Source organism: Streptomyces sp. NPDC088730 (genome assembly GCF_044751215.1).
In the GTDB taxonomy this organism is placed as follows: Bacteria; Actinomycetota; Actinomycetes; order Streptomycetales; family Streptomycetaceae; genus Streptomyces.
Map to the genome: position 1 here is coordinate 43,242 of NZ_JBIVLK010000001.1, position 25,483 is coordinate 68,724.

A 25,483-nucleotide genomic window follows, 5' to 3' on the forward strand; every position below is an offset into this window, starting at 1 on the left:
GTCAGCTCTTGTACGCCTTGGCCGCGTCGGACTCCAGTTTGGCCTGGGTCCCCGCGATGTCCTTCGGGTTCTTGAGGAAGTCCTGGAGGCTCTTCCACTCACCCTTGCCGGGCGTCCCGCCGAACGACTGCGGGGCCTGGTCGGACATGTCGAACCGGACGGCGTCACCGGCCGCGATCAGCGCCTTCGCGATCGTGCGCTGCACCTCGTTGGGGTAGGCGGCCACGTCCAGGGCCTTGTTGGGCGAGATGAACCCGCCCTGCTCGGCCGCGATCTTCGCGGCGTCGGCGGAGGCCAGCCAGGTCAGCAGGGCCTGGGCGCCCTTGGTGTCCTTCAGCGCCACCGCCGCGTCCCCGCCGGTCACCACGGGCGACTCGGCGCCGACCGCGGGGAACGGGAACACCTTGGCGTCCGTACCGATCTTGGCCTTGGTCTGCTGGATGTTGACGCCTACGAAGTCGGCCTCGAAGACCATCGCGCCCTTGGGCTGGTCACCGCCGGTGAAGGTCTGGGTGACCGAGGCCGGGAACTCCGTCTGGAGTGCGCCGTCCGCGCCGCCCGCGATCAGGGAGGGCTTGCCGAACAGCTGCCCGAGCGTGGTCAGCGCGTCCTTGACGGACGGGTCCGTCCACTTGATCTTGTGCTGGGCCAGCTGGTCGTACTTCTCCGGGCCGGCCTGGGAGAGGTAGATGTTCTCGAACCAGTCGGTGAGCGTCCAGCCGTCCGCACCGGCCACCGAGACCGGGGTGACACCAGAGGCGGACACCGTCTCCGCGGTGGCCAGGAATTCCTTCCAGGTCTTCGCCTCCTTCGCCCCGGCGTTCTCGAACGCCTTGGCGTTGTACCAGATCAGCGACTTGTTGGCGGCCTTGAAGTACACGCCGTACTGGGTGCCGTCCACGGCCCCCAGGTCCTGCCAGACCTTGGAGTAGTTCTTGGTCAGCTGAGCCTTCGCCCCGTCCCCGGCGGGCTTCGCCCACTTCTTCGCGACGGCCTGCTGGATCGCGCCGACCTGCGGGATCATCGCGACGTCCGGCGGCTGACCGCCCGCGATCTTCGTACCGAGGAAGTTGACGATCGGGTCCTGCGCCGGGACGAAGGTGACCGTCGCCCCCGTGCGCTTCTCGAACTCCTTGAGGACCTTGACGAAGTTGGCCTGTTCCGGACCGGTCCAGACCGCCGCGACGGAGATCTTCTCGCCGTCCAGTTTCGGCAGGACGACGCTCGACGCGCTGTCCTTGCCACCTTCGGAGCCGCCCCCGTCGGCCTTGCCCTTTCCGCCGTCACCGTCGTCGCCACAGCCGGTGAGGGCCAGTGCTCCGATGGCTGTGAAGACCATGGCGGCCCTGCGAATCCGAAGCGTTGTGCGCATCCCTGCCCCGTCTCTCCTGTGCGCGTGCACCGATCGGAACCGCCGGACTCCGACGGTTCCGGTCACTCTTCACGTGGTCGTGTGCGCACAGTCCTACGCCCGGCATCCGGGTGCCGCAATACCGGGATCGGGCACAAGTCGGTGATCGTTGTGGGCTCGTGACGTCAAGTCAGTGACGGTATACGGAGATTGGGGACGACCGGCCCGTACCCGCGGGCCGGTCGCACTCAGGGGTGAACGGGCGCGAGCGGAGCCGGCGGCTGGGCGTTGACCGAACGAGCCGCCCGCTCCAGCGCGCTGGCCAGCAGCGCCAGGTCGGTCGGCCCGTTGCCCAGTTCGCGCACCGGCCGGCGGGTCGGCGGGTCGCCCATCCGCTCCCACTCCAGCGGTACGACCGTGGGGCGCAGCGTCGCCGTACGCGGAATGCGGCCCGTGACGCGGCCGCCCTGGAACGGTGTCACCCTCCCGTCCGGATGACCCAGCCGGCCCCGGCCCGGCGCCGGGGCGTCCGGCGAGGGCGGAACGGCGGGCGGATCGAGCACGACCCGCAGCCGGGCCCCGTGCGCCAGGTCGGTGTCCTGCGTGCGGTCCGGCCGTGCGGACGTCGCGACCAGGTGGACGCCGAGCCGGCCGCCCTCCCTGGCCACGGTCTCCAGCGCCCTGACGACCGAACCGGCGGCCGGCCGGCCCGGACTGCCGAGGGCGGGGGCGATCAGCGCGTCGAAGTCGTCCACCAGCACGACGAGCCTGGGCAGCGGTGACGGGCCCGGCTCCGGCGGCCGGGCCATCGGCCGCAGTTGCAGGGTGCCGGTCATCTGGGAGTCCACGTCGCCGTGCTCTCCGCCGGTCGAACTGGGCGGCCGCTGACCGGCGGACCGCCGTGCCGCATCCGAACGGCTGTGCCACTCGGCGAAGTCGAGCCCGCCGAGCAGCTCGGCCCGCCGCTTCACCTCGGCGCCCAGCGCCTGCGCGAACTCCCGCATCCTGACCGGGTCCGAAGCCACCAAGTGCGTGAACGCATGCGGGAGTTCGAAGCAGGGGCGCAGGCTCTCGCCGCGCTCGCCCCCGGCGCCGTCGACCAGCAGGATGCCGAGCCGGTCGGGCCGGGCGGCGGCCGCCAGCGACGCGGCGACGGCCCTCAGCAGTTCGGTACGCCCGCTGCCGCCGGGCCCCTCGATCAGGAGGTGCGGCCCCTCGTCGGCGAGATCCACGCTGACCGGGCCCCGGGGACCGGCCCCGAGCACCACGACGGGCCGCCCGGCGAACGCGGCGCCCTCGTCGGGACGGACCGCCGGGCGGGCACCGGTGTCCGCGGTGGCGACGCGGGGCGCGTCGCCCTGACGCGGCCCGCTGACCCGGCCGGAGGAGCGCCCGGAACCCGCGGACCGCAGGCTGTCACCGCCCCGCACATCCGCGGACCCGTCCCAGCCACGGGTGTCGGAGCCGGGCAGGGTGCGCGAACTCTGCGGCTCCCCGGCCCCCGCGTCATACCGCTCCCCGCCCACCCGGGGGTACGGGGTGCGGCCGGAGGTGCTGCCGTCGTACGTGCCGGAGCGGTCGGGGTACGGGGTGCGGCCGGAGGTGCTGCTGTCGTACGTGCCGGAGCGGTCGGGGTACGGGGTGCGGCCGGAGGTGCTGCTGTCGTACGTGCCGGAGCGGTCCGGGTACGGCGTACGGCCGGAGGTGCTGTTGTCGTGGGTGCCGGAGCGGTCGGGGTACGGCGTACGGCCGGAGGTGCTGTTGTCGTGGGTGCCGGAGCGGTCCGGGTACGGCGTACGGCCCGAGCCGGGGCCGTCCGTGCGGGCTGATTCGGAGCTCGTGCGCTGGGCGCCCACGCGTGGGCCCGGGGCGCGGGTGCCCGTCCAGCCGCCGGAGCCGCGCACCGTCGCGCCCGGCTGGTCGTCCGCCGTCGAGGCCCAGCGGGCCATCAGGGAGGCCGGGGTGGCGCGGGCCAGGCCCAGTTCGTCCAGGAGCCGGGCGGAGGGCGGGAGCGCCACCGTGGCCGGCCGGCCCGGCAGCCCGGACGGGCCCTCCGCGCGCAGCGGGGCCAGCGCCCTGCCGAATCGTTGCGCCCAGTGCGCGGAGACCGCGTCCACCGTGGCGACCGTGCCGTGGCCCGCCGCGCGCCCGCCCGCCGTGCGCAGCAGCCGCAGGGCCGTCGCCACGTCACCGCTGAGCATCGCCACGGCCCCGCACTCCCGGAACGCGATGGAGGCGTGGCACGCCGCTTCGTATGTCGCCGCGACCGGCGAGGTGGGGGTGGCGGCCGGGGTCTCGGCCAGGCAGATCAGGTGGATGCCCGCCGCCGCGCCCGCCGAGGCCAGCTGGGCGGTGCTCTCACGCAGTGCGGAGGAGCCGGGGTCGCCGTCCACGATCACCACCGTGAACGGACCCTCGTAGTGCCGGGAGGCCTCGGCGACCGTCGCGCGGTCCAGGCTCGCCCAGCCGGGGCCCAGCGGCCCGTCGTCCAGGCGGCGGACCAGCTCCGTGGTCCTGGCGGCGGCCTGCTCGCGGTCGTACGCGAGCAGCAGCCGGCAGTCCTGGCCGTGCATCGGGCGCAGATGCGGCAGCCAGCCGAGCCAGGACCACTCGCGCCTGCGCTCGTCGAGACCGCGCGCCCGGTCCGTGCTGATCAGCACGATCTCCAGATCGGCGGGGGAGTGCAGGGCGGCGAGCTGCGCCACGGCCGAGCGGGCGAGTCCGGACAGCCGGTCCCGCGGTCCGGCGAGCCCCAGTGAGCCCGCCTCCCGCAGTCCCACGGTCACCGGCACGGCCGGCAGCTCGGCCCGCTCCGTGGTGCCCAGCCGGACCACCAGCGCCTCCGGATGCGCGGTGTCGCGCTCCCACAGCCGGGGGCCGGGGCCGAGCGCGGTCAGCAGTACCGAGGCCGGATCGGGCCAGGTGCCCTCCGGAGCGGTGGGCAGCGCGGTGAAGGTGGCGGGGGCCGGGACCGGTGCGGGCGTCTCGTCGGGCGCGCTCTCGTGCACCGGATCGCCCTTGCCGCCCGTGAGCCGGCGGGCCCAGGCGCCTATGCCGCGCCGGGGCGGCTCCTCGTCCGGGTGGCGGCCGGCGGCCCCTGAGCCGGGCCGGGGCCGGGACTGCCCGCGCCCGTCGTCGTCCGCGCCGTGCTCGTGGCTGTGTCCGTGCCCGTGTTCGTGTCCGTGTCCGTGTGCATGTCCGTGTCCGTCTCCGCGTTCGTGGAAGGCGGCTTCGTCGTCGGAACCCGGCCCGCGGCGTGCGTCCGCGCCGTGCGCGTGGGCGGAGCCGTCCCCGTAACCGGGGCCGGCCGGGGCGCCGGCCACCCGCAGATGCCCCTCGCCGTCCGGCGCCGTCGCCAGTGTCGGCGTCCGCGCCCCAGAGGTCAGCCGGAGCGTCGACTCGCCCAGCCGCAGCAGCGCACCGGGCTGCAGCGGAAGCGGCCGGTCGCGGACCTCCGCGCCGTCCAGCGAGGTGCCGTTGGTCGAGCCCAGGTCGGCCACCGAGACCCGGCCGTCGTCGGAGACGGTCACCGCGCAGTGCAGCCGCGAGACGTCCGGGTCGTCGAGCGGCACATCCGCCTCGGCCGAGCGGCCGATCCGGATCTGCCCGCCGTGCAGCAGGTGGACCCCGCCCGCGTCCGGTCCGGCGATCACGTGCAGCCGCGCCGGAACGGTGTCGTCCGTCGACTCGTCCTCGCCCGGGACCTGGAGCGAGAGCACCGCTCCGTCGACCAAGGGCGGCTCACCGAGGGCGCTGCGCTGTGCGTCGAGCCGTTCCCGTCCGGCGAACAGCACCACCGCGCCGCTGCCGAGGGAGCCGTCCGGCCCGGAGACGGCCGCGGCCAGGCCGGACGCCACAGTGGCCAGCGCCGTCCCCACGGGGGCGGTGACCAGCACATCGCAGGCGCGCGCCGGGGTCTGGCCGCTGCGCGGCGCGAGGACGGTCAGCCGGATCTGCATCGCCGTCAGCGGTCCCTTCTGCGCGGGGTGCCCGGCAGGGGAAAAGCCCTGTGATTCCCCCCACCCGGCACGGACGCGTCGTCCGGTACAGGTTCGTCACGTACCGCGGGGCTCCCGACCCACGGTTCCGTGCTGGAGGCATCCTCGCACCTGCCACTGACAACACGCCCGGGGGTCACCGCTAAGTGATCTTGAAAGGTCTGCTGTGCGTACAAAAGTGCCTGCTTGGCCCGTTCCCGGCACGGCCGATCCGGTCCGCGCCGGAGCCCCGGGGAATCGCGCGCCCCCCCGGTGCGGCAACCATCCGTACGAAGTGGGCGTCTTCCTCCGCAACCGGTGCACCCCGGGGCGCCGAGACCCGCCCCCTCGGGGAATTCCGGACAAAGCGGCAACCAGGCGGAGCCGGTCACCCAGCCCCGGACAGGCTCTAGAGTGGGCCGGAAACTCCTGGAGGCAATCCGGGGGACCGCAAGCACCACGATCAGCAGGGAGCGCATGACGTGCGGCCGGTAGGCAGCAAGTACCTGCTCGAGGAGCCGCTGGGACGCGGCGCCACGGGCACCGTCTGGCGTGCCCGCCAGCGCGAGGCCGCGGGCGCCGAGGCGGCCGTCACCGGCCAGCCCGGCGAACTCGTCGCGATCAAGGTCCTCAAGGAGGAGCTCGCCAACGACGCGGATGTCGTGATGCGGTTCCTGCGCGAGCGCTCCGTGCTGCTGCGGCTGACCCACGAGAACATCGTGCGCACCCGGGACCTGGTCGTGGAGGGAGACCTCCTCGCCCTGGTGATGGACCTGGTCGACGGTCCCGACCTGCACCACTACCTGCGCGACAACGGCCCGCTCAGCCCGGTCGCCGCCTCGCTGCTCACCGCGCAGATCGCGGACGCGCTCGCCGCCAGCCACGCCGACGGCGTCGTCCACCGCGACCTGAAGCCCGCCAACGTGCTGGTCTCCGAGCGCGACGGCCAGATGCACCCGATGCTCACCGACTTCGGCATCGCCCGGCTCGCGGACTCCCCGGGGCTGACCCGGACCCACGAGTTCGTCGGCACGCCGGCCTATGTGGCGCCCGAATCGGCCGAGGGCCGCCCGCAGACCTCCGCCGTCGACATCTACGGCGCCGGAATCCTGCTGTACGAGCTGCTCACCGGCCGTCCGCCGTTCGCCGGGGGCACCGCCCTCGAAGTCCTCCAGCGGCACCTCAGCGAGGAGCCCCGCCGCCCCAGCACGGTCCCCGCGCCCCTGTGGACCGTCATAGAGCGCTGCCTGAGCAAGGACCCGGACCGGCGGCCCAGTGCGGAGAACCTGGCCCGCGCGCTGCGCACCGTCGCCGCCGGCATCGGCGTGCACGCGAACTCGGCGCAGATCGCCGCCGCCGACGGCGTGGCGGTCCTGCTGGCACCCGACCCGGCGCCCACCGCCGTCCCGGAGACGCCCGGCGCGGCGGACCCGACACAGGTGCTGCCGAGCAACGCCGGCTCGTACGACCCGAACGCGGCCACCAGCGTCATGCAGCAGAACGCCGGGCAGGGCGGCCACCCCGACCCGACCGCGGTCATGCCGCCCGTCCCGTCGCAGCCCGCGGGCGCCCCGCAGCCCGACGGACCGCACCCCTGGCAGTCCCAGCTCCAGGCCGCTCGCGACCGCAACGACCAGACGCAGGTCCAGTACCTCGACCCGAGCCAGGACCCGCTGCGCCGCCGCCCCCAGCGCCAGCAGCAACAGCACCAACAGCAACAACAGCAGCCGCGCGGGCAGCAGTACCCCCCGCAGAACCGGCAGCAGCCTCAGCAGCAGTACCCCCCGCAGCAGCAGTACCAGCCCCAGCAGCAGCAGTATCAGCCGCAGCAGCAGCAGTATCAGCCGCAGCAGCAGCGTCAGCGTCAGCAGTACGCGCCGCCGCAGCAGCCGCAGCAGCCGCAGCAGCCGCAGCAGCCTGCTCAGCGCGCGCCGCGCGAGCCCAGGCAGCGCAGCGCCAACCCGATGAAGATCCCCGGCCTCGGCTGCCTGAAGGGCTGCCTGTTCACGCTGGTCCTTCTCGTCGTCGCGAGCTGGCTGATCTGGGAGCTCACTCCGCTGAAGGACTGGATCGGCCAGGGCCAGAGCTACTGGCACGCGATCAGTGACGCCGCGGGCAAGATCAGCGACTGGGTCTCGGCGCTGGGCGGAGACAGCGGTAACTGACGGGAGCGGGGCGCCGCCGGTCCGACTGGACGCCCCGTCAATTCTGTAGCTATATCGACTTCTGCGAACCAATTCGCTGGCAATTCGTACGCAGAAGTGAAGGTTGGCGCCATCCAGGGCACGCAACCCCCCGATCGCCGCGTAACTTTGTCGACCGGGGGTTGTTGCGCGAGGGCCCAATCGCCAGCCGCTGAGGGAGCAGTCTTGGCACGGAATATCGGCAGCCGGTACACCGCCCACCAGATCCTGGGGCGTGGCAGCGCCGGCACGGTGTGGCTCGGCGACGGGCCCGAGGGGCCCGTCGCCATCAAACTGCTCCGCGAGGACCTCGCGTCCGACCAGGAACTCGTCGGCCGGTTCGTCCAGGAGCGCACCGCCCTGCTCGGCCTCGACCATCCGCACATCGTCGCCGTCCGCGACCTCGTGGTGGACGGCAACGACCTGGCGCTGGTCATGGACCTGGTACGCGGCACGGACCTGCGCACCCGGCTCGACCGCGAGCGCAGGCTGGCCCCGGAGGCCGCCGTCGCGATCGTCGCGGATGTCGCGGACGGCCTCGCCGCCGCGCACGCCGCCGGGGTCGTCCACCGCGACGTCAAGCCGGAGAACATCCTGCTCGACATGGAGGGCCCGCTCGGCCCCGGCAACTCCCACCCGGCGCTGCTCACCGACTTCGGCGTGGCCAAGCTGATCGACACCCCGCGGCGCACCAAGGCCACCAAGATCATCGGGACGCCCGACTACCTGGCGCCCGAGATCGTCGAGGGCCTCCCGCCGCGCGCCGCCGTCGACATCTACGCCCTGGCGACGGTGCTGTACGAGCTCCTCGCGGGCTTCACGCCCTTCGGCGGCGGCCACCCCGGCGCCGTACTGCGCCGCCATGTCACCGAGACCGTCGTCCCGCTCCCCGGCATCCCGGAGGAGCTGTGGCAGCTGCTGGTCCAGTGCCTGGCCAAGGCCCCGGCCTCCCGGCTGCGCGCCTCCGAGCTGGCGGCCCGGCTGCGCGAACAGCTCCCGCAGCTCGCCGGCATCCCGCCGCTGGACGTGGACGAGCCGGACGACGAGCCGGAGCCCCAGCCGCACGGGCAGAGCTACGACGAGCAGCAGTACACCCCGGCCGCCGAGGAGCCCCGCCGCCGGGGCGCGGTGCCGCTGGTCCCCGGTTCGTCCCCCGACTCCAACCGGGACACCCACACGAGCATGCGCGTACCGGCCCCCGACGAGCTCTCCGGCGGCCCCAGGGGCACCGCCCGCGCCCCGCGCGCCCCCGGCCGGCCCCGCCCCGGCTCGGCCCGCAACAAGTCGGCGGCCATCCGCAAGCGCCGCCTCACTCTGGGCGCGGTGGCTTTGATACTCGTCGCCGCACTCGGTGTCGGCGGCTGGCTGGCGATGAGCGGTGACGACGCGGGCGAGACCCCGCAGGACACCGGCAGCTCCGCCCCCGGCGCCCCTTGAGAGCCCCCGGCCCCCCTTGAGAGCCTCCGGCGCCCCCTGCGGAACAGGGCGGCGCCGGGCCGGGAAAGAAGGCGCGGCGGGCCGGGAAAGAAGGGGCGGCGGGCCGCGATCACGCGGCCCGAGGAACGTCCGCGCCGACAGCCGTTACGCTGGACCCGTGGCAGTCGTCGATATTTCCGAAGAGCTGAAGTCCCTCTCCTCGACCATGGGGTCGATCGAGGCCGTCCTGGACCTGGATGCGCTGAGGGGTGACATCGCCGTCCTTGAGGAGCAGGCTGCCGCTCCGTCCCTGTGGGACGACCCGGAGGCGGCGCAGAAGATCACCAGCAAGCTTTCGCACATGCAGGCCGAGGTCCGCAAGACGGAGGCCCTGCGCGGCCGCATCGACGATCTCGAAGTCCTCTTCGAGCTCGCCGAGGACGAGGGCGACGCCGACGCGCTCGCGGAGGCCGAGTCCGAGCTGGCCTCCGTGAAGAAGGCGCTCGACGAGATGGAGGTCCGTACCCTCCTGTCCGGCGAGTACGACGCGCGGGAGGCCCTGGTGACCATCCGGGCCGAGGCCGGCGGCGTCGACGCGGCGGACTTCGCGGAGAAGCTCCAGCGCATGTACCTGCGCTGGGCCGAGCGGCACAACTACAAGACCGAGGTCTACGAGACGGCGTACGCCGAAGAGGCCGGCATCAAGTCGACCACCTTCGCGGTGGAGGTGCCGTACGCCTACGGCACGCTCTCCGTCGAGCAGGGCACCCACCGGCTCGTCCGGATCTCGCCCTTCGACAACCAGGGCCGCCGACAGACGTCCTTCGCGGGCGTCGAGGTGCTCCCGGTCGTCGAGCAGACGGACCACGTCGAGATCGACGAGTCCGAGCTCCGCATCGATGTGTACCGCTCTTCCGGCCCCGGCGGCCAGGGCGTCAACACCACGGACTCCGCGGTCCGGCTGACCCACCTGCCGACCGGCATCGTCGTCTCCTGCCAGAACGAGCGTTCGCAGATCCAGAACAAGGCGTCCGCGATGAACGTCCTCCAGGCGAAGCTCCTTGAGCGCCGCCGCCAGGAGGAGCAGGCGAAGATGAACGCCCTCAAGGGCGACGGCGGCAACTCCTGGGGCAACCAGATGCGGTCGTACGTCCTGCACCCGTACCAGATGGTCAAGGACCTGCGTACGGAGTTCGAGATGGGCAACCCGGAAGCGGTCTTCAACGGCGAGATCGACGGCTTCGTCGAGGCCGGTATCCGCTGGCGCAAGCAGAACGAGAAGTAGCCTGCTCCTGTGAAGCGGTTGAGCCCGGACGGCGATCACCGTCCGGGCTCCTTCGTGTTCCGGCCGGGCAGTTGGGGGGACGGCGTGGTGACTGCGTCACAGTCCTGATGCCGAATGAAGGCCAATTGCCTTCAAAGCACCGCACATTGCACGGATCGGCCTTGACGTAGTCCTTAACTCTGGACAGGCTGCTTCAGCAGCATGCGTATGTCTGGGACGGGTGTGATCGGGGGCGGGCGGGACGGCCGCGGCACGATGTCGGCCGGTGCTCGGAGCAAACCCCGCAGGGCCGTGGCCCCGCATATGGCTGCTCCATTGACGAGAACAGCTACTGGGGGTAGCAGCACATGACGAAGAAGACGCGAGTACGCGTCGCGCGGATAGCCGCGGGTGCGGTCATTGCCGCAGGCGCCTCGCTCACCGCCGCGGGTGCGGCGCAGGCCGTTGGGATCGGCGTCGGCATCGGCGTCAACGACGCGGCCAACAACGACGTCGTGAACATCGGCGTCGGCGGCGAGGAGGACGGTGGCGGCGACGCCTCGGGCGGCGAAGACGCGGCCGGCGGTGGCGACGCGGCCGGCGGTGCCGACGTCGCGGGTGGCGCGGATGTCGCCGGTGGCGCCGACGTGGCGGGTGGCGGTGACGCTGCCGCTGGTGGTGAGGACGCCGCAGGCGGTGGCGACGCTGCCGCTGGTGGTGAAGATGCTGCGGGTGGCGGTGACGCTGCTGCTGGTGGTGAGGATGCTGCGGGTGGCGGTGACGCTGCTGCTGGTGGTGAGGATGCTGCGGGTGGCGGTGACGCTGCTGCTGGTGGTGAAGATGCTGCGGGTGGCGGTGACGCTGCTGCTGGTGGTGAGGACGCTGCGGGTGGCGGTGACGCTGCCGCTGGTGGTGAGGACGCTGCGGGTGGCGGTGACGCTGCCGCTGGTGGTGGCGACGCGGCTGTCGGCGGTGGCGACTCCAGCGGTGGCGGCAACGCCTCGGGCGGCGACACGACCACCGGCGGCTCCGGCTCCGGGACCGACGGTGGCAACGGCGGCGGCAACTGCACCGTCGACCTGAACGGTGCCGAGTGCGCCGACAACACCGACACCGACTCGGTCGGCAACCAGCCGGCCGAGCAGGGCAAGGGCAAGGACGAGCTCGCCGAGACCGGTGCGGCCGAGACCACGTTCCTGCTCGTCGGTGCCGCGACGATGATCGCCGGAGGCATCGGCTTCCGGATCCTCCCGCGCCTGGTGAACGGCCGCACGGCCGCCTGACGGTCCGCAAGCGGTACGTGTACGACGACTGGGACCCGGTCCGCCTCGGCGGACCGGGTCCCAGTGCGTGCAGTGCGTGTAGGCCCTTCCCCGCCCCTGAGGGCCCCTTCGGCGCGAGCCACCACGGAATCCCACGGAATCTGCCCACCGGCCTCCGTGCAGTGCCGCGACCGGTCGCGGAGGGCGTCCGTGCCGACCGGTCCGTACCGGTCTTCGGCGGAGTTCAGGTAATGGGAGGGGCGCTCTCGGTCACGCGGCCTGGTGCGCGAGCAGCGCCAAGGCGCACAGCAGCACCACCAGCAGGGCGATCAGCATCATGGGGTTCATCCCGCCGAAGGGACCCTGGCCCTGTCCCTGCTGCTCCAGCCGTGCCCGGCTGGCCCGGCAGACGGGGCAGCGGCCCTCGGCCACGGGCGCCGCACAGTTCGCGCACACCAATCGGTCATAGGTCATGCGCTTTCCTCCTCCCGCGCGGCGGAGCCGCACAAGCTGTCCCTCCGCACAACGCTCACGGAAACGCGACCGTTCCCCTACCACTGTGCCAGCTCGCGAGGATTTCGGCGCGGCCCGCCGGACAGGTAACGGAAGCTCCCGGTTCGCGTCCGCTTGCGTTCCGGCATAAATCACCCATCCCGGTACGCGCGCCTGCACGCGTCAGTCCGGTTCGCGTATGGTCACGCTCACCTACTCCCGGCCGACCGTGGTGCATCCGTGATCCGATTCGACAACGTCTCCAAGACCTACCCCAAGCAGAGCCGTCCCGCTCTACGGGATGTGTCTCTCGATATCGAGAAGGGCGAGTTCGTCTTCCTGGTGGGCTCCTCCGGCTCCGGCAAGTCCACCTTCATGCGACTCATCCTCCGTGAGGAGCGCGCCAGCCAGGGCATGGTCCACGTCCTGGGCAAGGACCTCGCGCGCATGTCCAACTGGAAGGTGCCGCACATGCGGCGCCAGTTGGGCACCGTCTTCCAGGACTTCCGGCTGCTTCCCAACAAGACCGTCGCGGAGAACGTGGCGTTCGCCCAGGAAGTGATCGGCAAGCCGCGCGGCGAGATCCGCAAGGCGGTCCCCCAGGTCCTCGACCTCGTCGGTCTCGGCGGGAAGGAGGACCGGATGCCCGGCGAGCTCTCCGGTGGTGAGCAGCAGCGCGTGGCGATCGCGCGGGCCTTCGTGAACCGGCCCATGCTGCTGATCGCGGACGAGCCGACCGGCAACCTCGACCCGCAGACCTCCGTCGGCATCATGAAGCTGCTGGACCGGATCAACCGGACCGGCACCACCGTGATCATGGCGACCCATGACCAGAACATCGTCGACCAGATGCGCAAACGCGTCATCGAGCTTGAGCAGGGCCGTCTCGTACGCGACCAGGCGCGCGGCGTCTACGGCTACCAGCACTGAGCACCGAGTACTGAAAGGACGCCATGCGCGCCCAGTTCGTCCTGTCGGAGATCGGCGTCGGCCTCCGTCGCAACCTCACGATGACCTTCGCCGTCGTCGTCTCCGTCGCCCTCTCGCTTGCCCTGTTCGGCGGCGCGCTGCTCATGCGCGAGCAGGTCAGCACGATGAAGGACTACTGGTACGACAAGGTCAACGTCTCCATCTACCTCTGCGGCAAGGGTGATGCGGAGACGGTGGTCCAGTGCGCCAAGGGCGCTGTCACCGCGCAGCAGAAGAAGGAGATCGAGGGCGATCTCAAGAAGATGGACGTCGTCGAGACGGTGACGTACGAATCGTCCGACGAGGCGTACAAGCACTACCAGGAGGAGTTCGGCGACTCCCCGATGGCCGGCAACATCACGCCGGACCAGATGCCGGAGTCGTTCCGCGTCAAGCTGCACGACCCGACGAAGTACAAGGTCGTCGCGACCGCGTTCGCCGGACGCAACGGGGTGCAGTCGGTCCAGGACCAGAGAAGCATCCTGGACAACCTCTTCGGCCTGATGAACGGCATGAACGTCGCCGCGCTGTTCGTGATGGCGCTGATGCTGGTCATCGCGCTGATGCTGATCGTGAACACCGTGCGGGTCTCCGCGTTCAGCCGACGGCGGGAGACGGGCATCATGCGGCTCGTCGGCGCCTCCGGCTTCTACATCCAGATGCCGTTCATCATGGAGGCCGCGTTCGCCGGGCTGATCGGCGGTGTACTGGCCTGCGTCATGCTGCTGGCCGGGCGCTACTTCCTGATCGACGGCGGCCTGGCGCTCAAGGACAAGCTGAACCTGATCGACTTCATCGGCTGGGACGCGGTGCTCACCAAGCTCCCGCTGGTACTGGCGATCGGCCTGCTGATGCCCGCGGTTGCCGCACTCTTCGCGCTGCGCAAGTACCTCAAGGTATGACGATCACCTCCCGGGGCGCACGGCCAACAGCCCGTGCGCCCCGGAGCCTTGTCCTAGGCTAGGCGACATGTCCGGCCCCGTGCAGCGTCCAGGGCCCCGCGGCCTCTGCCGCGGGGCTGCCCTGACATTGGTTTTCGCGAGTGTGCTCGCCACCGGCGCCGCCACCGGTTCGCTGCCCCGCGGCGACGGGCGGAGCCGGGACGCGGAGACCCGGTCCGTCGCCTCCGTCGCGGACCGCGACGCGGTGGCCGACGCCGCGGCCGACGCGGTGGCGGACGGCAAGTCCGGTACGGAGGCGGCCGAGGAGGTCGTCAGCCGCAGCGGGGACCGCTGGGGCGCGGTCTACGACGAGCGGGAGTACCAGGAGTTCGAGCGGGCCCTCGACGGCTCGTACACGGGCGTCGGGATCGCCGCCAGACGCTCCGCCGACGGGCTGGTCGCGGTCGCCCGGGTCCAGCCGGGCAGCCCCGCGGACCGGGCCGGTGTCCGCGCGGGCGACCTGATCCGCACGGTCGACGGCAGCCGGGTCGACCGGCGCCCGGTCTCCGACGTGGTGGCCCTGCTGCGCGGCGACCGCGAGGGCGCGCCCGAGGGGAGCGCCGTGGTGCTCGGGATGCAGCGGGGTTCCGTCAGCCGGACCGAGACGCTGCGCAGGGCCCGGCTCACCACGGAGGCGGTCACCGTGCGGCGGCTCGGGCCGGAGCGGCCCGACTCCGGCGCGGCCGTACTGATCGAGGTCGGCTCGTTCACCAAGGGCTCCGGCACCCGGGTCCGGGACGCCGTCCGGAAGGCACCGGCGGGCGCCGGTGTGCTGCTGGACCTGCGCGGCAACTCCGGCGGGCTGGTCACGGAGGCCGTCACCGCCGCCTCCGCCTTCCTGGACGGCGGCCTGGTCGCCACCTACGACGTGCACGGGGAGCAGCGCGCCCTGTACGCGGACGCGGGGGGCGACACCGAGCGCCCCGTCGTCGTCCTCATAGACGGCGGCACGATGAGCGCGGCCGAGCTGCTGACCGGCGCGCTCCAGGACCGGGGGCGCGCGGTCACGGTCGGTTCGCGCACCTTCGGCAAGGGTTCCGTCCAGATGCCGAGCAGGCTCGCGGGCGGTTCGGTGGCCGAGCTGACCGTGGGCCACTACCGCACTCCGGCGGGCCGCAGCGTCGACGACCGGGGCATCACACCGGACCTCGCGGTGAGCTCGGGGGCCCAGAAGAGGGCCGAGACGGTATTGAGTGGCCTCGGGGGTGGGTCGTAGTGCGAAAATGGCCGCACTATGGCTAAGGAAAAGGACCCAGAGCGCAAGATCATCGCGCAGAACAAGAAGGCGCGCCACGACTACACCATCCTCGACACCTACGAGTGCGGCCTCGTACTCATGGGGACCGAGGTCAAATCGCTGCGCATGGGCCGGGCCTCCCTGGTGGACGGCTTCGTGCAGATCGACGGCGGCGAGGCGTGGCTGCACAACATCCACGTCCCCGAGTACGTCCAGGGCACCTGGACCAACCACTCCGCCAAGCGCAAGCGCAAGCTGCTGATGCACCGGGCCGAGATCGACAAGCTGGAGTCGAAGGCGGCGGAGACCGGCCACACGATCGTGCCGCTCGCCCTGTACTTCCGCAGCGGCCGGGTCAAGGTCGAGATCGCGCTGGCGAAGGGCAAGAAGGAGTACGACAAGCGGCAGACGCTGCGCGAGAAGCAGGACACCAGGGAGACGAACCGGGCGATCTCGGCGGCGCGCCGCCGCCAGCGGGCCGCCTGACCGGGCCGGTCCCGGCGGCCGGCGGCCGGTCCGCCGGGAATACGCTGGCATCGGCGTACGTTGGTCACGTACGATGGCACTGCACCCCACGGGGTGTGTACCACCTTTGAAAAATCAACATGGGGATGATCGGTTTCGACAGCGGATGTCGAAGCAGGGGAAGCGAGTCGAGGAAGCGGCAATGATCTCGTTAACCATATGTCGCAACCAATAATCGCCAATTCCAAGCGCGATTCCTCCGCCTTCGCCCTCGCTGCCTAATTAGCAGCTAAGCGAAGACTCTGCGGAGTGTCAGCCCGGGGGTGATCCCGACCCGGATCCTGGCATCATTAAGGGATCTAAACTTCTAGGCCCGGTCACGGGGCCCTGAAGGAAATCAAACAGTGACTGGGCCTGTCGGAGGCTTGTTCGCGTGACCTCCGGGGCCGAGAAAAGCGTAGCGAACTGCACTCGGAGAAGCCCTGATTCCGCACCGTTGGACGCGGGTTCGATTCCCGCCATCTCCACAATTCCCATGTGAACGAGGACCCCGTTGCCACCGGCAACGGGGTCCTCGTTTCTGTGTCTGCGGGCAGGCCCGCCGCAGGCCATGGCCGACGTGCGGGGGCGTGCGGGGGCGCGTGTTCTGGCGCACGCGCGACGGGTACGCATCAGGTACACCCCTCTTGATGAACGACACCGGAGAGTGGGGTCACGGTCCCCTCGGGCTGAGCTACGTTCATCGCCCGGGTGAACCGTGGCAGGGGGGCGCGCGGACAGGGTGGGGGCCCGGTCCGGCGGCAGATAACCGGTCAGTTGCGCGCACCCGATCTTGAGTGGGGGAAGTGCGTACAACAGTGGAAACTTGGCGTGAAGGTGCCCATACGGGCCACACACACGAGCCGAACGAAGTCACCGTCCAACTTGACGGTCTCGGACGCCAGCTCTCCGAGCTGCTGCCGGAACCCGGCGCTCCGGAAGGCTCCGACGGCCCCGTATTCGTCGACGAGAGCGGGCGCCGGAGCAAGACGTTCCGGCGGTTCGGCTGGGTGGTCGCGGCGGTCTGCGTCTGCTTCGCGGTGACGCTCGTCGGCACCGTCCTCGGCGGCAGTTCCAGCGCCCCGTTCCTGCCGCTCTCCGGCCGGGAGGAGCACCGGAACGCGGACGAGGTCCGGGTGCCGCCCGCGCCGGCCGGGAGCGCGGACGTCTCCGCGGTGCCCGGCACGCCGGCCGGCTCCTCGCCGGCCGCACCGGTGGCCGGAAGCAGCGCCCCCGTACTGCCGGGCAGCTCCGCCGCGGCCGGCTCCACGGCCCCCGGCACCGGTTCCTCCGCACCCGCACCCGCCGCCGTCGTACCGGCCGGCGACCGCGCGGAGGCCACCACCGGTGGTGACGGCACCGCGTCGTCCGCCGGCACCACGGCATCGGCGCCGCCCGCCACCGGTACCGAAACGCCTCCCGCGGAGCCGGAGCCGGAGCCGTCGGACACCACCACGACGCCGCCTCCCGCCGAGTCCGCCGACCCTCCCGTGGCAGAGCAAGAAGGCGCCAACTAGATGACCACCCCCGTCACACGGGGCAGGCACAACCGCGAGAAGCGGACCCGGCGGCGCAGGCTTCCCATGCGCTATCTCCTGCCGTTCCTGCTCCTCGTCGCCCTGCTCGCCATGCTGATGCTGCGCGGCTACGTGCACAGCGAAATCCTGGCCGACCACCGGATCCGGCCACCGGCGGCGACCGGCACGGTGCCCGAGCAGGTCCTCGAAGGCGGACCCGTCATCGACGCGCGCAGCGCGGGCGAACCGGCCAAGTCCCTGCGCATCCCCGATCACCGCATCGTGCTGACCTTCGACGACGGCCCGGACCCGGAGTGGACCCCGCGCGTGCTCGACAAGCTCAAGGAGCACCACGCGCACGCCGTCTTCTTCGTCACCGGCACCATGGCCTCGCGCTACCCCGAGCTGGTGAAGCGCATGGTCGACGAGGGGCACGAGGTCGGGCTGCACACCTTCAACCACCCCGACCTCTCCTACCAGTCGCACACCCGCGTGGACTGGGAGCTCGCGCAGAACCAGCTGGTGCTGGCGGGCGCGGCCGGAATCCGCAGTTCGCTGTTCCGGCCGCCGTACTCCTCGTTCGCCGATGCCATGGACGACAGGTCCTGGCCGGTCACCCAGTACATCGGCGGCCTCGGCTACCTCACCGTCGTCAACAACACCGACAGCGAGGACTGGAAGCGCCCCGGCGTCCGCGCCATCATCGAGAACGCCACCCCCAAGCACGGCAAGGGCGCCATCGTCCTGATGCACGACTCGGGCGGCGACCGCTCCCAGACCGTGGCCGCGCTCGACCGCTTCCTGCCCGGGATGCGGGGGAAGGGCTACGAGTTCACCAACCTCACCGCCGCCCTCGGCGCCCCCAGCGCGCACACCCCCGTCACGGGGATCGCGCTGTGGCAGGGCAGGGCGTTCGTCCACGCCGTCGGCGTCGCGGACCACATCACCGATGTGATGGTGGCCGGTCTCGCCGTCATCGGGGTGCTGGTCATCGCCCGCTTCGGGCTGATGCTGCTGCTCTCCTTCGCGCACGCGCGCCGGGTCCGCGGCCGGGGCTTCGGCCGGGGCGAACCGGTGGCCCGCCCGGTGACCGTCCTGGTGCCCGCGTACAACGAACGCGAGTGCATCGCCAACACGGTGCGCTCCCTGATGGCAAGTGACCGTCCGGTCGAAGTCATCGTGATCGACGACGGTTCCACCGACGGCACCGCGGACATCGTCGAGGCGATGCGGCTGCCGAACGTGAGGGTGGTGCGCCAGCGCAACGCGGGGAAGCCCGCGGCCCTCAACAACGGCATCGCGCACGCCCGCCACGACATCATCGTGATGATGGACGGGGACACCGTCTTCGAGCCGTCCACCGTCCGCGAGCTCGTACAGCCCTTCGCGGACCCGGGGGTCGGGGCCGTCGCGGGCAACGCCAAGGTCGGCAACCGGGATTCGATGATCGGGGCCTGGCAGCACATCGAGTACGTGATGGGCTTCAACCTCGACCGCAGGATGTACGACCTGCTGCGCTGCATGCCCACCATCCCCGGCGCGGTCGGGGCGTTCCGCCGGGAGGCGCTGGACCGGATCGGCGGCATGAGCGAGGACACCCTCGCGGAGGACACCGACGTCACGATGGCCCTGCACCGGGACGGCTGGCGCGTCGTGTACGCGGAGAACGCCCGCGCCTGGACCGAGGCGCCGGAGACCGTGCAGCAGCTGTGGTCGCAGCGCTACCGGTGGTCGTACGGCACGATGCAGGCCATCTGGAAGCACCGCCGCGCGGTGATCGAGCGCGGCCCCTCCGGCCGCTTCGGCCGCGTCGGGCTGCCGTTCGTCGCCCTGTTCATGGTCGTCGCCCCGCTGCTCGCCCCCCTCATCGACGTCTTCCTGCTGTACGGAATCGTCTTCGGGCCCACCCAGAAGACGATCGTCGCCTGGCTCGGCGTCCTCGCGGTACAGGCGGTCTGCGCCGCGTACGCCTTCCGGCTCGACCGGGAACGCATGACGCATCTGATCTCGCTGCCCCTCCAGCAGATCCTCTACCGGCAGCTCATGTACGTGGTGCTGCTCCAGTCCTGGATCACCGCTCTCACCGGCGGCCGGCTGCGCTGGCAGAAGCTGCGCCGCACCGGTGTCGTGGAGGCGCCCGGCGCGATGACCGGCCAGCGGCGCGGCAGCAGCAACGACCGGAGGCCCGTCGCATGACCCACCCCAGCCATCCCTCCGCGTACCCGCAGCAGCCGCCCGGGGAGCCGCACACGGTGCCGTTCCCGGTGCGGTCGCCGTACCCGCCCGCCAAGCAGGGGCCGTACCCGCCCGCGGCGCAGGTGCCGCACCAGCCCGCCGGCGGCCGGTACGCGCTGCCTCCGGAGACAGCCGCGGAGGAGCCGCCGGGGGAGCGGCCGACGGAGCCGGCGGACGCCCCGGCGAAGGCGGACGCCCCGGCGGAGGCGGGCGGCCGTGACCGCTACCTCGATCTGCTCCGGGCCGTCGCGCTGGTCCGAGTCGTCGTCTTCCACCTCTTCGGCTGGGCCTGGCTGACCATCCTCTTCCCGTCCATGGGCGTGATGTTCGCGCTGGCCGGCTCCCTGATGGCCCGGTCGCTGGCCCGCCCCGCCCGGAGCGTCATCCGCGGCCGGCTGCGCAGACTGCTGCCGCCGATGTGGGCGTTCGCCGCGCTCGTCGTACCGATGATGTTCGTGATGGGCCTCAAGCCGGTACGGGACGAGGGCATCTGGTGGTTCCTGAAGCTCGGCTGCTACATCCTGCCGGTCGGCTCGCCGCCGTTCCCCTGGGAGAGCGGCTCCGAGAGCGGGTTCCTCGAACAGTCGTGGGCCGAGCAGGCGGCGGGCCCCCTCTGGTACATCCGCGCCTACCTGTGGTTCGTGCTGGCCTCACCGCTGCTCCTGAAGGCGTTCCGCAGGCTGCCCCGGGTGACGATGCTCGCGCCGATCGGCCTGACCGCCGTCATCGGCACCGGCCTGGTGACCGTGGACGGGGCGACCGGCGAGGCGCTCGTCGACTTCGGGACGTTCGGCGCCTGCTGGATCCTGGGCTTCGCCCACAACGACGGGCTGCTGAAGAAGGTCCCGCGCTACATCACGGTCTCCTCCGCCGCCGTCGTCATGGCCTTCGGTCTCTGGTGGGCGTCCGGACACCTCACGGAGGAGGGCTGGAACCTCGACGAGATCCCGCTCGCCCAGGCCACCTGGTCACTCGGCTTCTGCGCGATCCTGCTCCAGTACGCGCCCTCGTGGAAGCAGCTGCCCGGCCGGCTGGCCGACTGGGACGGCCCGATCACCCTCGCCAACAACCGGGCCGTGACGATCTACCTCTGGCACAACCTGCTGTTCATGGCGACGATGCCGATCATCGACCAGCTGTGGAACGTCCCGTGGGTCGGTGACCACCTCGGCACCTACATCGACGCGTCCTACAACGTGCTGATGCTGATCCTGATCTGGCCGCTGACAGGGGTGATGATCGTCGCGGTCGGCTGGGTCGAGGACGTCGCGGCGAAGCGGCGCCCCCGGCTCTGGCCCAACGGCCGGCCGGAGCGGACCGCCGGACGCGGCACACCGGAACCGGCCGGGCCCCCCGGGCGGCGCGGCCGGTGACCTCCCTCACCGGGGCGCCCGTGCCCCGGTGAGAGCAAGGTTGCGCACCGGTCACCTCACGGCACCACGCCGAAACGCGCGCTCCCTAGGTTCGGGACAACACCCCGACCCCCTGTGGAGGCGCGTGATGGCTGGCCGTTGGATCGAGCGGTGGGAGCCGGAGGACGAGACGTTCTGGCGGGAGAGGGGCGAGCGGATCGCCCGCCGGAACCTGTGGGTCTCCGTCCTCTCCGAGCACATCGGCTTCTCGGTCTGGACCCTGTGGTCGGTGATGGTCCTGTTCATGGGACCGGAGTACGGGGTGGACCCGGCCGGGAAGTTCTTCCTGATCTCGACCGCGACCCTGGTGGGCGCGGTCGTGCGGGTGCCCTACACCTTCGCGGTGGCCCGGTTCGGGGGCCGGAACTGGACCGTGTTCAGCGCGTTCACCCTGCTGGTGCCGACCGTCGCCGCCTGCGTGGTGATGGAGCCGGGGACCTCGTACACCACGTTCCTGGTGGTGGCGGCGCTGACCGGCGTCGGCGGCGGCAACTTCGCCTCCTCGATGACGAACATCAACGCCTTCTTCCCGCTGCGCGAGAAGGGCTGGGCGCTCGGGCTCAACGCGGGCGGCGGCAACGTCGGGGTGCCCGTCGTGCAGCTCGCCGGGCTGCTGGTGATCGGGACGGCGGGTGCCGGGCATCCGCGGATCGTGCTCGGCGCGTACATCCCGCTGATCGTCGCCGCCGCCTTGTGCGCCGCGTACCTCATGGACAATCTGGCGCCCGTGCGGAACGACACCGGGGCCGCCCGGGAGGCTGTCCGCGACCCGCACACCTGGATCATGGCGGTGCTCTACATCGGCACCTTCGGCTCCTTCATCGGTTACGGCTTCGCCTTCGGCCTGGTGCTCCAGACCCAGTTCGGCCGCACCCCGCTGGAGGCCGCCTCGCTCACCTTCCTCGGCCCGCTGCTGGGCTCCCTGATCCGGCCGGTCGGCGGCCGGCTGGCCGACCGGTACGGCGGCGCCCGCATCACCACGGGGAACTTCGTCGCGATGGCCGCCGCGACCGCAGTCGTCGTATACGCCTCCGGCATCGAATCGCTCACCGTCTTCCTGACCGGCTTCACCGCGCTCTTCGTACTGAGCGGCCTCGGCAACGGATCGACGTACAAGATGATCCCGGGCATCTTCCACGCCAAGGCGATCGCGCGGGGCCTGCGCGGTGAGGCGGCCGCGGCGCACGGGCGGCGGTTGTCCGGCGCGGCCATGGGGCTCATCGGCGCGGTCGGGGCGCTCGGCGGGCTCGGCATCAACCTGGCCTTCCGGCAGTCCTTCCAGAACGCGGGCACCGGGACGTCCGCCTTCTGGTCCTTCCTGGCCTTCTACGGGGTGTGTTCCGTACTCACCTGGGCGGTATACCTTCGCCGCACGGCTCCGGTGCCGGCGAAGCCGCAGCTCAGCTACGCCGAGGTGTGATGATGGCCCAGGGCCCTGCCGGGTGACGTAACGGGCGGGAAATACGGGCGAACCGAGCCTGTCACGCGGCGTTGACAGTCTCGGTCCTCCGCACCATCGAGCAGCGGGACGAGAGCCGGGTAGACCATATGCACGACGACGAACAGCACGGGCCCCTCGCGGGCTTCACGGTCGGCGTCACCGCCGCGCGGCGGGCGGAGGAGCTCGCCACGCTGCTGCGGCGGCGCGGCGCCACCGTGGTGCACGCCCCCGCCCTGCGGATCCTGCCGCTCGCCGACGACAGCGAACTCCTCGCCGCCACGGAGGAGCTCATCGGCAGCGTCCCCGACGTGGTCATCGCCACCACCGCGATCGGCTTCCGGGGCTGGATCGAGGCGGCCGACGGCTGGGGGATCGGGGACCGGCTGCTGGACCGGCTACGCGGCGTCGAGCTGCTGGCGCGCGGCCCCAAGGTCAAGGGCGCGGTCCGGGCCGCCGGGCTGACCGAGGCGTGGTCACCCGCCTCCGAGTCCATGGCCGAAGTACTGGAACGGCTGCTCGCGGAGGGCGTCGAGGGCCGCCGCATCGCCCTCCAGCTGCACGGCGAACCGCTCCCCGGCTTCGTCGAGTCGCTGCGGGCGGCGGGCGCGGAGGTCATCGGCGTCCCCGTCTACCGCTGGATGCCGCCCGAGGACATCACCCCGCTCGACCGGCTCCTCGACCTCACCGCCACCCGCGGCCTGGACGCGCTCACCTTCACCAGCGCCCCCGCCGCGGCCTCGCTGCTGCGCCGGGCGGAGGAGCGCGGCATGCTTCCCGAACTCCTGGGCGCGCTGCGGGAGGACGTCGTATCGGCCTGCGTCGGACCGGTCACCGCCCTGCCGTTGCAGGCCCACGGGCTCGACACCGTCCAGCCGGAACGCTTCCGGCTCGGCCCGCTCGTCCAGGCCCTCTGCCGTGAACTGCCGTCCCGCGTCAGGGCGTTGCCCATCGCGGGCCACCGGGTCGAGATCCGGGGCCATGCCGTCCTGGTCGACGACGAGCTGCGCCCGGTGCCGCCCGCCGGGATGGCCCTGCTGCACACCCTGGCCCGCAGGCCGGGCTGGGTGGTGGCCCGCGCGGAACTGCTGCGCGCGCTGCCGGGCAGCGGCACGGACGAGCACGCGGTGGAGACGGCCATGGCCCGGCTGCGCACCGCGCTCGGGGTGCCCAGGATCGTCCAGACGGTCGTCAAGCGGGGCTACCGGCTGGCCCTGGACCCGGCCGCCGACGCCAAGTACTCGGACTCCTGAGGGAGGTGGCGCACCGTCAGGGTGCGGGGCCCGCGGCGGGAGGGCCAGTGCCGCGGTGCACTGGAGCGCCCGCACGGCGGTCCGGGGCGGCCCACGCGTCCTCGAACCGGTCCCGCACGGTGGCCGGGCCGGCGATGCGCGCCGGGTGGCCGGCCCGCGCGAGCACGTCGTCGAGCGGGACGCTGACGCCCGAGGTGAGCGGGAAGGCGAAGGCGTACACCGCGAGCGCGGCGAGGAGCCACCCGCGCGGTCCGGGGAGCGGCGCCGCTGCCGGGCGGCCACCGCGGTGAGGACCAGCGCGCCGAAGAATCCGGCGAAGAACACCGGGTCTCCATGACGTCGTTGATGTTCTGCGTGACCTCGGTGAAGGCCCGGTCCTCGCTGCGGCCCAGCGCGGGCGTGACCACGCAGGAGAAGACGTGGAACGTGCCCGCGGGGAGTCCGGTGGTGCCGGCGGCGGCGCCGGGGACGAGGCGGCGGAGGGCGCGGTGCGGCCGGTCGGCCTGGCTGGTCGCCATGGTCCCAGACGGTTCGCGCGGCCGCTCCCGCTCCGTCGCTCAGGCGCGCGGCTCCCTGCGCGTGGGCGTCCGGGGCCGGGTTACCGTGCTGGGATGATCAATGACATCCACCGGCTCGACCCCGGGATACGGCTCCGTCCCGTCACCGAGTCCGACGCCGCCTCCCTCGCCGCGGCGCTGACCCGCAGCCGTACGTACATGAGCCCGTGGGAGCCCCGGCGGCCCGAGACCTTCTACACCGAGCAGGGGCAGCGCGAGCGGCTGGCCGGAATCCTGGCCGACCAGGCGGCGGGGCGTGCGCGGTCCTGGGTGCTGGCCGACGAGGAGGACCGGGCGGTCGGCGGATTCAACCTCGACGGCATCGTGCTCGGACCGTTCCGCAGCGCCACGCTCGGCTACTGGGTGGACGTCGAGTGCGCGGGCCGGGGCCTGGCCACCACCGCGGTGCGGCTCATCTGCGACCTGGCGCGGGACGAGCTGCGGCTGCACCGGATCCAGGCGGGAACGCTGCTGCACAACGCGGCCTCCCAGCGGGTGCTCACCAAGTGCGGCTTCGAGGAGTTCGCGACGGTCCCGCGCTATATGCACATCGACGGCGACTGGCGCGACCACCGGCTCTTCCAGCGCATCCTGCACGACGGCCCGGTCACCGGCGCACCGGCCGCGCCCGGCGCCTGAGCCCCCGCCCCGCGCGGCCCGTACGGTGTCCGCGCGGCGGCAGGGGTTACGGGCGGGGTCCCGGAGGGGCACTCTGGTGGGGACGTCGGGCCGGACCCAAGGCGGTGACATGCGCATGGCAACGCGCAAGGGATCGTGCGACTGGCGGTTCGACGCCGGGCGGCTCTGCCTGGACCTGGTGGCGACGGGGGCCGGCCGCGCCGACGCCCCCGACCCGCTGGACCGGCCCGAGCGGCTCGCCCACTGGCTGATGGCCTCCGGAGCCGTACCCCAGGGCACCCGGCTCACCGCCGTGGACCAGCACTGGCTGCTGCTCTTCCGCCAGCTGAGGACCGCCGTCGACCGGCTGCTGACCGCCCAGCTCGGCGGCCGCGGAGCCGAGGGAGCCCTGGAGCGCGTCAACGCGCTCGCCGCCGGGGCGCCGCCCGGAGTGCGCGCCGTGCGCACCGGGAGCGGCGCCCTGGTGCGCGGGCTCAGCACCGAACCCGACTGCCGGGCGCTGCTCGCCACCGTGGCCCGCGACGCGGTGGAGCTCCTCACCGACCCGGTGGCGCTGGGCGGCCTGCGCCGCTGCGAGGGCGACAACTGCCGCCGGATCTACCTGGACACCTCGCGCGGCCGGCGCCGGCGCTGGTGCTCCAGCGAGGTGTGCGGGAACCGCGAACGGGTCGCCCGGCACCGGCGGCGCAACGCGGACCCGGCCGGGCGGCCCACGGCGCCGTGACGCCCCTCCGGCCCCTGTCCGGGCACCGGCGAGATCACATGCTCGTGGCAGGTGCGCGACGGGCTCCGCGTCGCATAGGGTTGACGGCTGCCCAATGCACGTCAGAAGGGGG

General features: G+C 72.2%; 18 protein-coding genes and 1 other RNA gene. 16 read left to right on the top strand and 3 right to left on the bottom strand.

Annotation, left to right across the window (positions count from 1 at the left end):
* Window position 1: 1 nt before the first annotated feature.
* Together ACIP89_RS00165 and ACIP89_RS00170 are read right to left on the bottom strand one after the other, a co-directional pair.
* Window positions 2-1,372, bottom strand: a complete 1,371-nt coding sequence (locus ACIP89_RS00165; RefSeq protein ID WP_401921695.1) for an ABC transporter substrate-binding protein — start codon at window positions 1,370-1,372, stop codon at window positions 2-4.
* A 227-nt stretch (window positions 1,373-1,599) separates the two neighbouring features.
* On the bottom strand, window positions 1,600-5,310 hold the full coding sequence (locus tag ACIP89_RS00170; protein ID WP_402112098.1) for an FHA domain-containing protein: 3,711 nt from the start codon (window positions 5,308-5,310) through the stop codon (window positions 1,600-1,602).
* 500 nt (window positions 5,311-5,810) lie between these two features.
* On the opposite strand from ACIP89_RS00170, the gene ACIP89_RS00175 reads away from it, so the two are divergent.
* The 4 genes from ACIP89_RS00175 to ACIP89_RS00190 all read left to right on the top strand — a co-directional run bounded on the left by ACIP89_RS00175 (window position 5,811) and on the right by ACIP89_RS00190 (window position 11,474).
* Window positions 5,811-7,493 (top strand): protein kinase, encoded by a 1,683-nt coding sequence (locus ACIP89_RS00175; RefSeq protein ID WP_402112100.1) that lies wholly within the window; start codon window positions 5,811-5,813, stop codon window positions 7,491-7,493.
* Window positions 7,494-7,697: 204 nt separating this feature from the next.
* Entirely contained in the window at window positions 7,698-8,948 is a 1,251-nt protein-coding gene (locus tag ACIP89_RS00180; protein WP_401921702.1) for a serine/threonine-protein kinase, read from the top strand.
* A 157-nt stretch (window positions 8,949-9,105) separates the two neighbouring features.
* Window positions 9,106-10,212 carry a peptide chain release factor 2 gene (gene prfB, locus ACIP89_RS00185; protein ID WP_401921704.1) on the top strand — a complete coding sequence of 369 codons (1,107 nt, stop codon included), beginning with the start codon at window positions 9,106-9,108 and terminating at the stop codon, window positions 10,210-10,212.
* A gap of 347 nt (window positions 10,213-10,559) precedes the next feature.
* Window positions 10,560-11,474 (top strand): hypothetical protein, encoded by a 915-nt coding sequence (locus tag ACIP89_RS00190; protein WP_402112101.1) that lies wholly within the window; start codon window positions 10,560-10,562, stop codon window positions 11,472-11,474.
* Between the two features lie 249 nt (window positions 11,475-11,723).
* Here the strand turns inward: ACIP89_RS00190 and ACIP89_RS00195 are convergent, their stop codons facing one another.
* A complete protein-coding gene (locus ACIP89_RS00195; RefSeq protein ID WP_024489200.1) occupies window positions 11,724-11,927 on the bottom strand; it encodes a hypothetical protein in 204 nt (67 codons plus the stop codon).
* A 258-nt stretch (window positions 11,928-12,185) separates the two neighbouring features.
* On the opposite strand from ACIP89_RS00195, the gene ftsE reads away from it, so the two are divergent.
* The 12 genes from ftsE (at window position 12,186) to ACIP89_RS00255 (ending at window position 25,371) form a co-directional block, all read left to right on the top strand.
* Window positions 12,186-12,875, top strand: a complete 690-nt coding sequence (ftsE, locus tag ACIP89_RS00200) for a cell division ATP-binding protein FtsE (RefSeq protein WP_024489199.1) — start codon at window positions 12,186-12,188, stop codon at window positions 12,873-12,875.
* Window positions 12,876-12,898: 23 nt separating this feature from the next.
* Window positions 12,899-13,816 (top strand): permease-like cell division protein FtsX, encoded by a 918-nt coding sequence (ftsX, locus tag ACIP89_RS00205; RefSeq protein WP_371772885.1) that lies wholly within the window; start codon window positions 12,899-12,901, stop codon window positions 13,814-13,816.
* Between the two features lie 67 nt (window positions 13,817-13,883).
* Window positions 13,884-15,071 carry a S41 family peptidase gene (locus ACIP89_RS00210; protein ID WP_401933072.1) on the top strand — a complete coding sequence of 396 codons (1,188 nt, stop codon included), beginning with the start codon at window positions 13,884-13,886 and terminating at the stop codon, window positions 15,069-15,071.
* Between the two features lie 18 nt (window positions 15,072-15,089).
* Window positions 15,090-15,578 carry an SsrA-binding protein SmpB gene (smpB, locus tag ACIP89_RS00215; RefSeq protein WP_401921711.1) on the top strand — a complete coding sequence of 163 codons (489 nt, stop codon included), beginning with the start codon at window positions 15,090-15,092 and terminating at the stop codon, window positions 15,576-15,578.
* A gap of 121 nt (window positions 15,579-15,699) precedes the next feature.
* Window positions 15,700-16,087: a transfer-messenger RNA gene (gene ssrA, locus ACIP89_RS00220) on the top strand.
* 315 nt (window positions 16,088-16,402) lie between these two features.
* Window positions 16,403-17,113, top strand: coding sequence for a hypothetical protein (locus ACIP89_RS00225; RefSeq protein WP_402112103.1), 711 nt, complete (start codon window positions 16,403-16,405; stop codon window positions 17,111-17,113).
* The gene (locus tag ACIP89_RS00230) at window positions 17,114-19,309 is read left to right on the top strand and encodes a glycosyltransferase (RefSeq protein WP_402112104.1); all 2,196 of its coding nucleotides are present in this window, start codon (window positions 17,114-17,116) and stop codon (window positions 19,307-19,309) included.
* Window positions 19,306-20,721, top strand: a complete 1,416-nt coding sequence (locus ACIP89_RS00235; protein WP_401933080.1) for an acyltransferase family protein — start codon at window positions 19,306-19,308, stop codon at window positions 20,719-20,721. The genes ACIP89_RS00230 and ACIP89_RS00235 overlap by 4 nt, the downstream gene beginning before the upstream one ends.
* 127 nt (window positions 20,722-20,848) lie before the next feature.
* Complete coding sequence (locus tag ACIP89_RS00240; RefSeq protein WP_402112105.1) at window positions 20,849-22,180, top strand: nitrate/nitrite transporter; 1,332 nt, start codon at window positions 20,849-20,851, stop codon at window positions 22,178-22,180.
* A 128-nt stretch (window positions 22,181-22,308) separates the two neighbouring features.
* Window positions 22,309-23,451 (top strand): uroporphyrinogen-III synthase, encoded by a 1,143-nt coding sequence (locus ACIP89_RS00245; protein ID WP_402113428.1) that lies wholly within the window; start codon window positions 22,309-22,311, stop codon window positions 23,449-23,451.
* A 611-nt stretch (window positions 23,452-24,062) separates the two neighbouring features.
* Window positions 24,063-24,647 carry a GNAT family N-acetyltransferase gene (locus ACIP89_RS00250; protein WP_401921728.1) on the top strand — a complete coding sequence of 195 codons (585 nt, stop codon included), beginning with the start codon at window positions 24,063-24,065 and terminating at the stop codon, window positions 24,645-24,647.
* 115 nt (window positions 24,648-24,762) lie between these two features.
* Window positions 24,763-25,371 carry a CGNR zinc finger domain-containing protein gene (locus ACIP89_RS00255; protein WP_401933086.1) on the top strand — a complete coding sequence of 203 codons (609 nt, stop codon included), beginning with the start codon at window positions 24,763-24,765 and terminating at the stop codon, window positions 25,369-25,371.
* The last annotated feature ends 112 nt before the right edge of the window (window positions 25,372-25,483 follow it).

Excerpts from the sequence above, each read along its gene's own strand:
- ACIP89_RS00165 (WP_401921695.1), bottom strand. The coding sequence starts at position 1,372 with ATGCGCACAACGCTTCGGATTCGCAGGGCCGCCATGGTCTTCACAGCC.
- ACIP89_RS00170 (WP_402112098.1), bottom strand. The coding sequence starts at position 5,310 with ATGCAGATCCGGCTGACCGTCCTCGCGCCGCGCAGCGGCCAGACCCCG.
- ACIP89_RS00190 (WP_402112101.1), top strand. The coding sequence starts at position 10,560 with ATGACGAAGAAGACGCGAGTACGCGTCGCGCGGATAGCCGCGGGTGCG.
- ACIP89_RS00195 (WP_024489200.1), bottom strand. The coding sequence starts at position 11,927 with ATGACCTATGACCGATTGGTGTGCGCGAACTGTGCGGCGCCCGTGGCC.
- ftsX (WP_371772885.1), top strand. The coding sequence starts at position 12,899 with ATGCGCGCCCAGTTCGTCCTGTCGGAGATCGGCGTCGGCCTCCGTCGC.
- ACIP89_RS00210 (WP_401933072.1), top strand. The coding sequence starts at position 13,884 with ATGTCCGGCCCCGTGCAGCGTCCAGGGCCCCGCGGCCTCTGCCGCGGG.
- smpB (WP_401921711.1), top strand. The coding sequence starts at position 15,090 with ATGGCTAAGGAAAAGGACCCAGAGCGCAAGATCATCGCGCAGAACAAG.
- ACIP89_RS00230 (WP_402112104.1), top strand. The coding sequence starts at position 17,114 with ATGACCACCCCCGTCACACGGGGCAGGCACAACCGCGAGAAGCGGACC.
- ACIP89_RS00235 (WP_401933080.1), top strand. The coding sequence starts at position 19,306 with ATGACCCACCCCAGCCATCCCTCCGCGTACCCGCAGCAGCCGCCCGGG.
- ACIP89_RS00240 (WP_402112105.1), top strand. The coding sequence starts at position 20,849 with ATGGCTGGCCGTTGGATCGAGCGGTGGGAGCCGGAGGACGAGACGTTC.
- ACIP89_RS00245 (WP_402113428.1), top strand. The coding sequence starts at position 22,309 with ATGCACGACGACGAACAGCACGGGCCCCTCGCGGGCTTCACGGTCGGC.
- ACIP89_RS00250 (WP_401921728.1), top strand. The coding sequence starts at position 24,063 with ATGATCAATGACATCCACCGGCTCGACCCCGGGATACGGCTCCGTCCC.
- ACIP89_RS00255 (WP_401933086.1), top strand. The coding sequence starts at position 24,763 with ATGGCAACGCGCAAGGGATCGTGCGACTGGCGGTTCGACGCCGGGCGG.